The 13,396-nt window shown below is 45.5% G+C and carries 12 protein-coding genes; 6 read left to right on the top strand and 6 right to left on the bottom strand.

The features are described 5' to 3' along the window. Nucleotides 1-84 precede the first annotated feature (84 nt). Nucleotides 85-747 (bottom strand): GntR family transcriptional regulator, encoded by a 663-nt coding sequence (locus JK188_RS05560; protein WP_211886033.1) that lies wholly within the window; start codon nucleotides 745-747, stop codon nucleotides 85-87. Between the two features lie 429 nt (nucleotides 748-1,176). On the opposite strand from JK188_RS05560, the gene JK188_RS05565 reads away from it, so the two are divergent. From JK188_RS05565 to JK188_RS05585, 5 genes are read left to right on the top strand one after another with little or no spacing between them, the layout of a single operon-like run. After that, nucleotides 1,177-2,415, top strand: a complete 1,239-nt coding sequence (locus JK188_RS05565; RefSeq protein ID WP_036952895.1) for an NRAMP family divalent metal transporter — start codon at nucleotides 1,177-1,179, stop codon at nucleotides 2,413-2,415. Between the two features lie 27 nt (nucleotides 2,416-2,442). Then, entirely contained in the window at nucleotides 2,443-3,222 is a 780-nt protein-coding gene (locus tag JK188_RS05570) for a LamB/YcsF family protein (protein WP_036952898.1), read from the top strand. After that, the gene (locus tag JK188_RS05575; RefSeq protein ID WP_211886032.1) at nucleotides 3,219-4,025 is read left to right on the top strand and encodes a putative hydro-lyase; all 807 of its coding nucleotides are present in this window, start codon (nucleotides 3,219-3,221) and stop codon (nucleotides 4,023-4,025) included. Before JK188_RS05570 ends, JK188_RS05575 begins: the two co-directional genes overlap by 4 nt. Before the next feature lie 8 nt (nucleotides 4,026-4,033). Next, nucleotides 4,034-5,638 carry an urea amidolyase family protein gene (locus tag JK188_RS05580; RefSeq protein ID WP_211886031.1) on the top strand — a complete coding sequence of 535 codons (1,605 nt, stop codon included), beginning with the start codon at nucleotides 4,034-4,036 and terminating at the stop codon, nucleotides 5,636-5,638. Continuing rightward, a complete protein-coding gene (locus JK188_RS05585; RefSeq protein WP_211886030.1) occupies nucleotides 5,625-7,367 on the top strand; it encodes an acetyl/propionyl/methylcrotonyl-CoA carboxylase subunit alpha in 1,743 nt (580 codons plus the stop codon). Before JK188_RS05580 ends, JK188_RS05585 begins: the two co-directional genes overlap by 14 nt. A 68-nt stretch (nucleotides 7,368-7,435) precedes the next feature. Here the strand turns inward: JK188_RS05585 and JK188_RS05590 are convergent, their stop codons facing one another. Next, nucleotides 7,436-7,711, bottom strand: a complete 276-nt coding sequence (locus tag JK188_RS05590; protein ID WP_036952907.1) for a hypothetical protein — start codon at nucleotides 7,709-7,711, stop codon at nucleotides 7,436-7,438. Nucleotides 7,712-8,175: 464 nt separating this feature from the next. On the opposite strand from JK188_RS05590, the gene JK188_RS05595 reads away from it, so the two are divergent. After that, nucleotides 8,176-8,718 carry a DUF924 family protein gene (locus tag JK188_RS05595; protein ID WP_036952909.1) on the top strand — a complete coding sequence of 181 codons (543 nt, stop codon included), beginning with the start codon at nucleotides 8,176-8,178 and terminating at the stop codon, nucleotides 8,716-8,718. Between the two features lie 61 nt (nucleotides 8,719-8,779). On the opposite strand, the gene JK188_RS05600 is transcribed toward JK188_RS05595, so the two are convergent. From JK188_RS05600 to JK188_RS05615, 4 genes are all read right to left on the bottom strand, one after another. Then, the gene (locus JK188_RS05600; protein ID WP_211886029.1) at nucleotides 8,780-9,379 is read right to left on the bottom strand and encodes a TorD/DmsD family molecular chaperone; all 600 of its coding nucleotides are present in this window, start codon (nucleotides 9,377-9,379) and stop codon (nucleotides 8,780-8,782) included. 124 nt (nucleotides 9,380-9,503) lie between these two features. Next, entirely contained in the window at nucleotides 9,504-10,280 is a 777-nt protein-coding gene (locus tag JK188_RS05605) for a dimethyl sulfoxide reductase anchor subunit family protein (RefSeq protein ID WP_211886027.1), read from the bottom strand. Nucleotide 10,281: 1 nt separating this feature from the next. Then, a complete protein-coding gene (locus tag JK188_RS05610) occupies nucleotides 10,282-10,899 on the bottom strand; it encodes a DMSO/selenate family reductase complex B subunit (protein WP_036952921.1) in 618 nt (205 codons plus the stop codon). Between the two features lie 11 nt (nucleotides 10,900-10,910). Beyond that, entirely contained in the window at nucleotides 10,911-13,340 is a 2,430-nt protein-coding gene (locus JK188_RS05615) for a DMSO/selenate family reductase complex A subunit (RefSeq protein WP_132495376.1), read from the bottom strand. Nucleotides 13,341-13,396 lie beyond the last annotated feature (56 nt).

The raw sequence follows: 13,396 nt of genomic DNA on the forward strand, positions 1-13,396 counted from the left end.
TTATTTGCATAGATATTGAATTAAAAAAATAGAGGGGTAACAAAAGACATGGGATAAAGCGGGCAATCTGCAAGAATAAGAACTTTATAGCAGTGATTGACTGCGCTTGTAGGCGGCAAGTAATGTGCGTTCAGATAAATCGAGGTAGTGTAAAAGTGCAGCGGCCGCGTCTTGATTTTTACCAGCATCAAGTAACTCTAAAATAGCTTGGTTTTTATCAATGTAGGGAGCGTAGAGCAGTTTGGCATCATTTAAATGACCAAAAGCTAAACGTAGCTCTGCGGCAATATTATGATAAAGCTTAATTAACCTTTCACTGTCCGACAATTCCACAATCGCGGTATGAAACTTCATATTGGCGGTACCGACACCCACCCAATTCTCCGTTTTTTCATGTTCCCGAGCTTCAGCGACAGCGAGTTTCATTTTTTGAACGGCAGGATGCAGTGCATAAGCATGGGTCAATGAATCACATTCAATTAATCGACGTACTTGGTAAATATCAATAATTGCCGCCATATCGGGGACGGAAACATACACCCCTTTATTGGGAGCGTAGGTGAGTAGGCCTTCTTGGGTTAATACGCGAAAGACTTCCCTTAAAGTATTACGAGAAATATCCAGCTCTTCACTCAATGCGGCTTCTGATAAACGTTGTCCCGGCGTTAACTCACCAATCGTAATTTTATGGCGGATAGTTTCTGCGATAGTGACTGACAAGGTTTGTGCGACGGGCTGTTTTTTCATAAAAAGGTGAGCCTAGTTGAAGAAAAGTAGGGTGAACAGTTCATTAAAACAGGTATTTGAGCGCTATCTTCACATATTCGCTGTAGGGCAGCAAGACTCCTTTTATGCACTAATTCAGGGCATTTTCCTTTTTGAGCACTAAATTGGTGCTTTGACGTATTACACCTCTCATTCTTAATGTTACAGATAAACATTAATTGTTAAAAAAGTGATCAAGATTTGATTTTTAACTTACCAGAAACGATTTTGATTGCTTAATTATTCATCGCTCCGTATTAATTGTTCAACAATCTTCATTCAATAAATTAACAATCCATACCATTGATAGAACAATGGCACGAAAATTGCCTCTACAAATGAGTTCAGTATTAAAAAACTTGCACAACATCAAAATACAGATAACAACAAAAACTACAGAGGAGTATGCATATGGCAGCTCATGAAAATATCTCGACAGCAGAATATGTGAAGAAACGTCGTTCCTCGCTGATTGGTGCTATTTTCTTAATGGCAACATCAGCGATTGGTCCCGGATTTATCACCCAAACCGCGACATTTACCGTCACTTTAGGTGCCGCGTTTGCTTTTGGTATTTTAGCCTCCATCGTGATTGATTTCGTGGTACAGCAAAATATTTGGCGAGTGGTGACACTCACGAAAATGCACTCATCCGATATCGCCAATGCGACAATTCCCGGAAGTGGCTATTTACTGGCGGTGTTAGTCATCTTTGGTGGATTGATATTTAATATCGGTAACATTGCCGGGGCAGGTTTAGGTCTGAATGCACTCGTTGGTCTCGACCCTAAGTGGGGCGGTTTACTCAGTGCGCTCTTAGCGATTTATATATTCTCGTCCCGCAAAGCCAGTAGTTTTATTGATAGATTAATCATTGCATTAGGTTTGGTCATGATTGGTCTAACCCTCTTTGTGATGATTGCGTCTAACCCGCCAATTGGCGAAGCATTACGTCAAAGCGTACTCCCTGACACCGTTGATTTTGCGATGATCACCACGATTGTTGGCGGAACGGTCGGTGGTTATATCTGTTACGCAGGGGCGCATCGTTTACTGGATAAAGGCGAAGTTGGTGTCGAAAACATCAAAGCGGTTTCTAGCGCAGCGACCAAAGGGATTATCGTCGTCGGTGTCATGCGCTATGTCCTGTTTTTAGCCATCTTAGGTGTGGTTGCCAGTGGCGTGACGATTGATATTTCAGGTAAAGCGGCGAACCCTGCCTCTCAAGCCTTCCAAGCCGCGGCGGGTAATTTCGGTTTACGTATTTTCGGTTTAATTTTATGGGCGGCGGCACTGACTAGCGTTATCGGCGCAGCGTATACCTCCATGAGCTTCTTAAAAGCGTTCAAATCTTCCATTACAGAAAGACAACGTAATATTGCCACTATCCTGTTCATCGCCGTTTCATTGGCTGTTTACCTGTTTATGGGAACCGCGCCAGCCGCTCTATTGGTCTTTGCCGGTGGCTTTAACGGCTTGATTTTACCGATTGGTCTGACGCTGTTTGTCTATATTGGCTGGAAACGTGCAGATTTAATGGAAGGGTATCATTACCCGCGTTGGTTACTGTGGTCGGGGGTCGTGACCTGTGCGTTAACGTGGTACATGGGCGCCATGTCCGTGAGCGCAATTTTCAACTACTTAAAATAAGTCGTTATCAAGGATTGAGGAACAATAATGAATAAGCAAATCGACCTAAATAGCGACCTTGGTGAAAGTTTTGGTCAATGGAAAATGGGCAATGATGAGGCGATGTTGAGCATTGTCAGTAGCGCCAACATTGCCTGTGGATTTCATGCGGGGTCTCCCGATGGGATCCTCCAAACGCTCATTGCCGCACAAAAGCAGGGTGTGACGGTAGGAGCGCATGTGGGATATCCGGATTTAGTCGGATTTGGTCGTCGAAATATGGATATTGCGTCTAACGAATTAACCGCAGACGTGATTTATCAAATCGGCGCATTAAAGGGGCTTGCAACGGCGGCTGGCACCCACGTGGAATATGTTAAACCACACGGCGCGTTATATAACACCATCGCCCATGACAAACGCCAAGCAATGGCTGTCATTGATGGGATCTTGAAGATTGATAACCAGTTAACGCTGGTGGCATTAGCGGGATCCCCATTGATTGGTTGGGCAAAAGAGAGCGGATTGAAGGTGGTCGCAGAAGCCTTTGCTGATAGAGCTTACAACAGCGATGGTACGCTGGTTTCTCGCAAGTTAGCAGGTTCCGTTCTGCATGATCCAGAGTTAGTGGCTAAGCGCATGTTGCAGTTAGTGAATGAAGGTGGCGTAGTCGCTATTGATGGGAAATTCACTCCTATTGAAGCGGGCTCTATTTGTGTACATGGAGATAGCCCCGGTGCGTTAGAGATGGCGAAAAAAGTGCGTGAACTCTTTGAGCTGCAAGGGATCGGTATCCGTGCATTTGCAGGAAAGGGAGGCCAAGCATGAATGCATTAATGAAAGCCTCAAAAGAGGCTATTCAAGCGGCGAAATCAGCGAGAGAAGCGATTCGCCATGGTTATGATAAACCCACGGCAGGTATGGCGCCGGGAATGACCCAAGCCAATATGATTGCGTTGCCGAGAGATTGGGCGTTTGATTTCCTACTTTATGCTCAACGCAATCCCAAAAGTTGCCCTGTCTTGGATGTGTGCGAATCAGGGAGTTGGCAAACTGTGTTAGCCGAAGGCGCCGATCTGCGTACCGATATTCCTCGTTATCGCGTTTGGGAACAAGGCAAGCTGGTGGATGAAATTACGGATGCGACGGCCATTTATCAGGAACATCCTGATTTAGTCACTTTCTTGATTGGTTGCAGTTTTACCTTTGAAACACCGATGATAGAGGCGGGTATTGATGTTCGCCACATTACCGACGGTTCCAATGTGCCGATGTATAAAACTAACCGACTGTGTCGCCCTGCGGGGCGTTTAGAAGGCGAACTTGTGGTATCCATGCGCCCAATCCCTGCCGATCGTGTTGCCGATGCCGTCATGATATCGGGGCGTTTTCCCGCGGTACATGGCTCTCCCGTACATATTGGCGCACCTGAATTACTGGGGATCCAAGATATTATGCGCCCTGATTTTGGGGATGCAGTCCGCATTGAACAAGGTGAAATTCCTGTATTTTGGGCTTGTGGTGTGACACCTCAAGCGGCGGTGATGAAATCGGGTGTTCCTTTTGCGTTAAGTCATGCTCCGGGATACATGTTTATCACGGATGTTCCTGACGCCGCTTACCACGTATAGGGGGGCTTATGCGTTTCTTACCTGTCAATTTAAGCGCGTTTATGGTTGAACTGCCAAGTCTCGAACAAACGATGGCACTGACAGACTCATTAATGCATCGGCCCATTAAAGGTATCGAAGAGATAACCCCAGCGGCGCGAACGGTATTAGTGCGTTATAACCCAGCCATTGAGCATGTTAATACGATTGTGCAGCAAATTTCCCAGCGCAATATTGAAGGCGGCGAAGCTAAAACGGGGAAATTAGTGACTATTCCCGTGCACTATACTGGGGAAGATTTACCGGAAGTCGCGGAGTATTTAGGCGTCTCTATCGAAGAGGTGATCCGCCGTCATACTGAAAGTGAATATCTGGTGGCATTTAGTGGTTTCGCCCCCGGATTTGGTTATATGGTATCGAAGCAAGCGCAATTACAGGTACCGCGCCGCCAATCCCCTCGAGTGCGAATTCCTGCTGGTTCAGTGGCATTGGCGGGGGAGTTTAGCAGCGTGTATCCACAAGCCAGCCCCGGCGGTTGGCAACTGATAGGTCAGACTGATTTAGCTGTGTGGGATATTAATCGACCAGAGCCAGCCCTCTTACAAGCGGGTTATCGGGTGCAATTTGTTGACCAAAGCAAGAGTTCCGTGAGCTACAGTTTACCGAACCAAACTGACATTAAACCTATCGATAAGAACCAAACGTACGATCTCACTGTGCTGGCAACAGGGCTACAAACCTTATTTCAGGATAGAGGGCGTATTGGGCAGTCAGCGTTAGGGATCTCCGAATCGGGAGCGATGGACAAATCGGCGCTATACAGTGCAAATCGTTTGGTCGGTAATTGTACTCAATCCACTGTACTGGAAGTTACACAAGGCGGCTTAAAAGTCCGTGCTAATCGGGACCTGTTGGTTGGTCTTACAGGTGCTGAATGCCCTGTCACCATCACCACGGAAGACGGGCAGATATACACCTCAGCAACCTACCAACCGATTCACCTCGCGAAAGGGGATGTCATTCAATTAGGACGCCCAACCAAAGGTGTACGTAGCTATTTTGCAGTACGCGGAGGCTTTTCTGTGGCGCCAGTTCTTGAGAGCTGCTCATTCGATACTTTAGCTCAGGTAGGTCCCGCGCCATTGATGGTTGGGCAATCTTTATCGATTGATCACAAAATGAATCATCGCGCCATTTCGCTCTCAGAATCGCCAGCCTTTGATTACCCAACCGCGGATGACGTGGTGGTATTGGATGTGGTAATGGGACCTAGAACAGATTGGTTTACTGAACAAGCTGCGGAATTACTGCGCCAGCAAGTTTGGCAAGTGACTGCGGCTTCAAACCGTATTGGGTTACGCCTTGCAGGTGAAGTGCCGCTAAGCCGTGAACTGTTGCAAGAATTACCAAGTGAAGGCACCTGTATTGGCGCGATCCAAGTCCCAGCTAATGGGCAGCCGGTGTTATTTTTAAATGACCACCCATTAACTGGAGGGTATCCGGTGATAGGGGCGGTGTGTGACTATCATTTGGATCTTGCAGGGCAAATCCCCGTGAATGGCAAAATCCGCTTTAATCCATTACGTGAATTTTATCAACTTGAAGGGAGTCATGAAGCTTATGAATACCAATAATAAAAATGCACAGCATAAGGTATTGATTGCCAACCGTGGTGAGATCGCCGTACGTATTATTCGTGCTTGCCGCGATTATGGTTTTGCGTCTGTGGCGGTGTATGCCGATAGTGATATTGACGCATTGCATGTCAACATGGCGGACGAAGCTTATGGGTTAGGTGGCAATACCCCAGCACAGAGCTACTTAAACATTGAGAAACTGATTGAGGTAGCAAAAAAATCCGGTGCAACCATGGTGCATCCGGGCTACGGTTTTCTTTCTGAACGTGCTGAATTCGCGCGAGCAGTACAACAAGCTGGATTAATTTGGATTGGTCCAAGCCCAGAGAGTATTGATATTTTAGGGGACAAAGTTCAAGCCCGACATATCGCCTTACAAGTGGGTGCGCCGCTTGTCGTGGGAACCAAAGATCCCGTTGAAACCGCCCAAGAAGTGGTGCAGTTTGCCCATCAGCATGGGTTACCAATCGCGATTAAAGCCGCATTTGGCGGCGGTGGTCGCGGTTTAAAGGTGGCATGGCAGATGCACGAAGTGGAAGAGTTATACCACTCTGCGGTGCGTGAGGCGACAGCGGCATTCGGTCGCGGGGAATGTTTTATTGAGCAATTTTTGCATAACCCTCGCCATATTGAAGCGCAAGTCATCGCCGATACCCACGGTAACGTTGTTGTCGTGGGAACGCGGGATTGTTCGTTGCAACGCCGAAACCAAAAGCTGGTGGAAGAGTCTCCAGCCCCGTTTTTAGCCCCTGAACTGGAACAGCAAATCATTCGTGCTTCCACAGATATTTGCCGTAAAGCCGGCTATGTGGGCGCGGGAACGGTCGAGTTCTTATTAAGCCAAGAAGGCACTTTATCCTTCTTAGAAGTGAACACCCGTTTGCAGGTTGAGCACCCAGTCACAGAAGAAACAGCAGGAATTGACTTGGTGGTTGAGCAGCTACGTATTGCGGAAGGTTTGCCTCTGAGTATTCAAGAAACGCCTAAACCTCGTGGTCACGCTTTTGAATTTCGTATCAATGCTGAAGATGCAGGGAATGGCTTCTTACCAACTCCGGGAACCATTTTACGTTTTGATGCGCCATCAGGTCCAGGCATCCGTGTTGATAGTGGCGTTGAAACAGGCAAAACCATTCCCGGAACCTTTGACTCGCTAATGGCAAAATTGATTGTGGTGGGGCAAACCCGTGAACAAGCAATTGTGCGTGCTCGTCGCGCATTGGCTGAATTTAAGATTGAAGGAGTCGCATCCGTATTGCCTTTCCATCGCGCAGTCATGGAACAAGCAGATTTTTGTGAGAATTTTAAGGTGCATACCCGTTGGATTGAAACAGAATTTAGTGTTGAGATCCCCCCAGCGAAACGCCAATTACCACAAGCTGAACATGTGTTAACACGGTCATTTATTGAAATTGACGGGAAACGCTGCGAGCTGGGTTTGCCCGCGCAACTGTTTGCTGGAATGGCAGTTAATCCAACAACGGTAACGCCATCATCCCAAGGAGTTGAAAATAACCCTAACAGCGTGAACGCCCCCATTTCTGGTGTGCTATACAACTGGCTAGTTCCTCAAGGAAATAAGGTAACAGAAGGGGACATTATTGGCGTGATGGAGGCAATGAAAATGGAAGTTCAAGTTATCGCCCACCGTTCAGGGGAACTGAAATATACGGCTAAACAAGGGGATTTTATCAATGCAGATAATAAAATTGCGGAGATTATCTAATCGCTAATGGCGATTAATCGTTAATAAGGGGTGGCGAATAGCCACCGCCTTACCTATTTGATCGTAACTCAACGTGATTTGCGTTCCGGTAAGTTGCGTACAGGTAATGGTGGATTAGGTGCGGGCACGACACTTTTTTCCTCTTTGGCGATTTCATCGCTATCACGATAAACCTCACCACATAAGAAAAACAAATTAGGGCGTTTTGCCTCTAAATAGGATTTTCGGCTCATGCACTGTTCTTGGGTAAAAATGGTTTCGGTCACGGGTAATGCATCGCATGAATCAGTGCCACAAGGACTGACCCACAAAGCCCAACCGATAAGTACCATATGTCCTGCCATTTATCTTGCCTTCCCACTCACCGCTAATGAAGTACACCCAAGATGTCAAATTAACACGCTCAATATATAGGGGCGCGTTCTTTGTCTATAAAATGCTTTGTCTATAAAATATAAGTCAAATTCTAACATTGGATTAAATAAATGTATGTATTCATACGATAGATAAATTTAAATTCACATTAAACAGCAAATAAGAATGCGTGATCGAGCATTTATCATTATCAAAAAAAGAATACTTATCTTGATGCAATAAAACTTGATGCAATAAAAAAGTGATGCAATAAAAAACAGTAGGGAGTTACTGAGAGTCATCGCGATTATTTTAGGGCTAGCTCGCAAATAACAAAATTTTTATCTGCAAATTTGTGTTTTTAGATCTCCATCCTGTCAATTTGAACTATTTTTATCTACGATGAACTCGATATCGTAATAATAATCGCAATAATAATATAAATAGGTAACTTATGAATGCCATGGAAGAAGTGCTTTCATTTTGGTTTGAAGAATCGACCCCAAAACAGTGGTTTGAAAAAAGCGAGAAATTCGATTTAACCATCGCAAAACGTTTTACTGCGCTCAGTGAACAGGCGGCAAAAGGGGAGCTAGCTTATTGGCGAGCCTCTATTCGCGGTCGTTTAGCGGAAATTATTATTCTTGACCAGTTTTCCCGTAATTTATGGCGAGATACCCCAAGAGCGTTCGCGCAAGATGCGATGGCGCTAGCACTGGCACAAGAAGCCATTAAACAGCCGGATTATCATCTGCTTACGCTATCTCAGAGAAAATTTATGTTAATGCCGTTTATGCATTCAGAATCGAGCTTTATCCACCTGCAAGCGGTGGAGCTATTTCGTATGTTGGGGGATGATAGTACGCTGGACTATGAAATGCGCCATAAGGCTATTATCGATAAGTTTGGGCGCTACCCGCATCGCAATGAGATTCTCGGTCGGCCATCAACTCGAGAAGAAATTGCTTTTCTACAGCAACCTAACTCGTCATTCTAATTCGTCTACATAAAAATGAGTTTGCTTACGTGCTAGCAAACTCATTTTCTTTTAAGGTTTATTAACGGAAAAGTTCGGCCGTGGCAGGCTGTAAACCGAGCTGTTTTTGCACACCAGCCAAATAGGTCTGAGTGATTTTGGCAAGGGTAGGGTAAAACCCATGTTCAGTTGACGTTTGCTGAACCAGCGTTAAGTAACGTTCCGCCCAAGGTAATAAATGCTGCTCGAGTAATTCCACAATGGCATCGTCTTGACCTTGCTCTGCCAGTGCTGAAATGGCCATTAACATCAAACCAAATTGGTCTTCCGGCTCCCGTAATCCCGTATCAGTAACCAATCCATGGGACATCAAAAATTGGCGATAGGCGCTGGTGGAATCCCCCATAACGGTGTTGTCGTGAGACAGATATACCGAGCCCCACGGTGGTGCTGGCATTGCACCTTGACCTTCAAAAAGAATTGAAAAATCATAGGTAAGCGTATCTGCTGGGTAATCACTTAATGCCTCACAATCGGCAATCAGCTGAGACGGTTCTTGCCAATCATACAGGGATGGGATCTCACGCAGTACAGGTTGTAACGTTTGAAACGTGGGGGTTTCAGGAGAGTAGTAAAACATTCCCCCTAAAATACGAAAAAGAGTGGTATCGAGAGTTTGCATGATATTACCTATAAAGCTGCAATTAATTTAAAGCTTCAATTAACTTAAAAGAAAGAGCCTGAATTCAGGCTCTTATATTATTATTTATTTTATACTGCTAACCATAATCTGTGGTTATAGCACCTTACATGGTGATTTGCCACAGGTTATAAAAGGCAATACGGCCAGACAATTCAGCAAGTAATACGGCTGCTGCACAGGCCAGTAAAGGGATTTTTGGTGAACGTTGCTTGATAGCGAACCCAACGAATGCCGCTAAGGTAATCGCTAATACAATCACTTGAAAACCCCAAAAACCGGTCTGCTCTGCGCTTAATGCGGGTGCAGTTTCGCTTAAAAATGCTTGGTAGCTGGCACGGCTGGCAAAAATCGCAAAGGTACCGACTAAAAACGCCGTTAATCCTAAACCACGAGCGCCGATTGCCATTGCAAGTGCGCCACCACCCACAAACAGGGTTGTCCACATTTGCAGCGTAGTGAATTGGGTATCCCAGCTAGCAATGGTTGCAATGTTATACACTTGCGGGATTGACCAAACGAACGCTAATCCTGAAATCACCGCCGCAATGTTAGACAGCTCACGCAGAGCCGCTTGTTTAACAAAGTGGGTGAAAAACAGCGTAGCGGCAGCACAACCCACAAATACGCCACTTAAGAACGCTTCATTACTCATTGGTGAGCGGCCCACGCCCAACAACATATTGAAGAAACGCAGTGGTTGACCGACGTGCAGTGCGCCAATACCCAAGCCAATCATTACAATGATAAACCCGACAATATTGGCTGTTTTCAGCTGTTTATCGTCAATTGAGCCCATTTTTTTTGCAATATAAGCTAACAGAAATAAACCAGCCGCGGATTGCCCTAAGACAGTAAAGAAAACCAGTGGTAACTCATGCATATTAGACCTCCGCAGGGTTTTTCAATTCGCCACTTTTATCACCTGATGGCTTAGCATCTTTGTGTGGCTTGATGACGATATTCGGGTTAGTCAGGCTTGGATCTGGCATCGGTGCAATGCCGCACTCCGTACCGTGTAACTCACGTAAAACGGTAATATCATCGAAATCTAAAGCGCGCTGCGGGCAAGACTCTACACAAACCGGCTTCATTCCTTTTGCGACACGTTCATAACAGCCATCGCATTTGCTCATCAGTTTTTTCTTTTCGTCAAACTGTGGCGCACCGTATGGGCAGCGCAGTTCACAGTAACGACAGCCTACGCAGATAGACTGGTCAACAACCACTAAGCCATCTTCACTGCGTTTGTGCATTGCACCAGTTGGGCAACCTTCTACACAAGTTGGATTCGAGCAGTGGTTACAAGAAATAGACAGGTAGTAGCTATAGACGTTTTGTTGCCAAATACCGTCTTGTTTCTGCCAGCTACCGCCACCGAATTCATACACACGGCGGAATTTAGGACCTAAATCTAAATCTTTTTCGTCCTTACAACTTACCTGACAGGTTTTACAGCCAGTGCATTTTGTGGAGTCAAAATAAAAGCCATACTGTTTCATCAATTAACTCCTTAAGCGCGTTTGACTTCAACAAGGTTAGTATGTTGTGGTGTGCCTTTCGCCAGTGGAGAAGGGACATGGGAGGTTAGGGTGTTGATACAACCACCAACATCTAAACCTTCGGTATTCAATGTGCGCCATGCACCTTGAGGAACCGCAATCACACCCGGTAAGACGCGCTCAGTCACTTTGACTTTAATCTGAATACGCCCGCGATCATTGAAGATTTCAGCTAAATCGCCGTTCTTCAAGCCACGTTCCTGTGCATCAATTGGGTTTAACCAGAATTGATGAGGAATAGCCTCACGCAGCATAGCCACGTTGTAATAGGTTGAGTGAACATGACCCTTATCGTGGAAGCCTGTCATTAATAAAGAATGTTTCTTCTGTGCAGATTGCGCTTCAACACCTTCTCTATTCACACAATATTCAGGAATAGCTGGAATACGCTGACCTTCTGGAAGTTCCCAATTTTTCACGCGTTCAGCCAGTTTTTCGGAGTAAATTTCAATTTTGCCCGATGGTGTTTTCAGTGGATTATTCACTGGGTCATCACGGAAGCTTTTCAGTGCCACGTTTTCAGCACTATTAAGGAACTTACGGTCGATGATCCCTGCGCCATCAGTCTCACTAAACTCAGGTAAATGAGGCATTTTTTCACGGGTTTTGTTGTAGCAAAACTCAATCCATTCTGCGTAGGTGCGACCTTCAGTGAATTGATCTTTCACGCCCATTTTTTCTGCGATTTCGACTAATACATCGTAGTTTGGACGGTTTTCCCACAGTGGTTCAATGGCGTTTTGTAGACGCACCAGATAGTGATAAGCCCCACTTGCGTAGGAGTTATTGATCAGGTCGTTTGTTTCGACGGTGGTCACATCTGGCAGCAGTAAGTCCGCATATTTTGCCGATGGAGTGTCGTGGTTATCCCAAACAAGGATAAACTCACATTTTGATTCATCAGACAGAATTTCATGGGTCTTATTCAAGTCACCATGCTGGTTTCCGATGACATTACTGGAATAACACCACATAAATTTGATGTCATTATTCAGCTTATCAACGCCTTTGATCCCACCATTTTCTGCGGTTAATTCTTTACCGCGTACAATTGCTTCTGACCACATATACGTTGGGATCAATGCTTTCACAGGGTTTGGCAAGCCAAATCCAGCCACTGGATAGGCAAAACTGTTACCCCATAAACCGGTGTTAGTCCCTGAACGACCGATATTGCCAGACATAATAGGCAGCATCATGATAGAGCGACAGGCTTGCTCACCATTTTCGGTACGTTGTAAGCCCCAGCCTTGTGAGATCCAAGCACGTTGAGCGTTACCAATTTCACGGGCTAACTGAATGATTCGTGAAACCGAAATACCCGTTAATTTGCTCGCCCACTCAGGGGTTTTTGCAATCCCATCAGGACCATTGCCTAAGATGTAATCTTTGTAAGAGGCATTACGTGGTGCTGAAGCTGGCAGGGTTGATTCATCCCAGCCTACACAGTAATTTTTCAGGAATTCTTCGTCGGTTAAGCCTTCTTGGATCATCACATAACCCAGGGCTGCCACTAACGCGGCGTCAGTACCTGGATAAATAGGGATCCATTCAGCGCCTAATGTTGTGACGCTATCGGTACGGCGTGGGTCGATAATGATGACTTTTGCTTTGCTCTTATCGAGGGCATTGAGTGTTTCATAGAACTGACCACCACCGGACATACGGGTTTCAGCCAAGTTATGACCGAACATCACCACGAGATCGGAGTTTTGGATTTCAGTTAAATAAGACTCTTCCACACTGCCGTAAACATATGGCGTAATTTCCATTAACTGTGCGTAGGAATAAGTTCCGTAGTCACCTAAAAATCCACCCGTTAAACTTAGAAGACGTTTACAGGCTGCACGACCGTGCAAGTTGGCACCCGTTGAACCAGAACCATATTGGTAATAAATGGCATCGTTGCCGTATTTATCGATGGTGTATTTCAGTTTTTCCGCAATGATAGTGGTAGCTTCATCCCAGCTAATTTTTTTGAACTTACCTTCACCACGTTTACCCACACGCACCATTGGGTATTTTAAACGGTCTGGATTATAGGTTTTCCAGCGAACTGAACGACCACGCAGACAAGGGCGAATCTGATGTTCTCCCAGTGTTGAATCGTCATACATGGTTTCATTGGAAATACGGCTGATAACGCCATCTTTCACATGAACTTTTAGAGGGCAGCGACTACCGCAGTTAACTAAACAAGCGCTGTAGCTGATTTTCTCACTGACTTCGTCAGGCATGATGGTTGGTGTTTTTGCTTGAGCAGCAAAAGGCAGAGTTATTGAGCCTGCAACGGCGGCTGCACCCGCTACGGTTGCGGAGGTCTGAAGAAACTCCCTCCTGCTCAGTTCTGCGAAATGAGTATTTGTTTTATTTTTATGCATTGACATTGCCTATATGTAAATAACGTATTAGGTATGTTCAATATGTTAGAAAAAAT

The organism is Providencia sp. JGM181, assembly GCF_018257375.1.
In the GTDB taxonomy this organism is placed as follows: Bacteria; Pseudomonadota; Gammaproteobacteria; order Enterobacterales; family Enterobacteriaceae; genus Providencia; species Providencia lanzhouensis.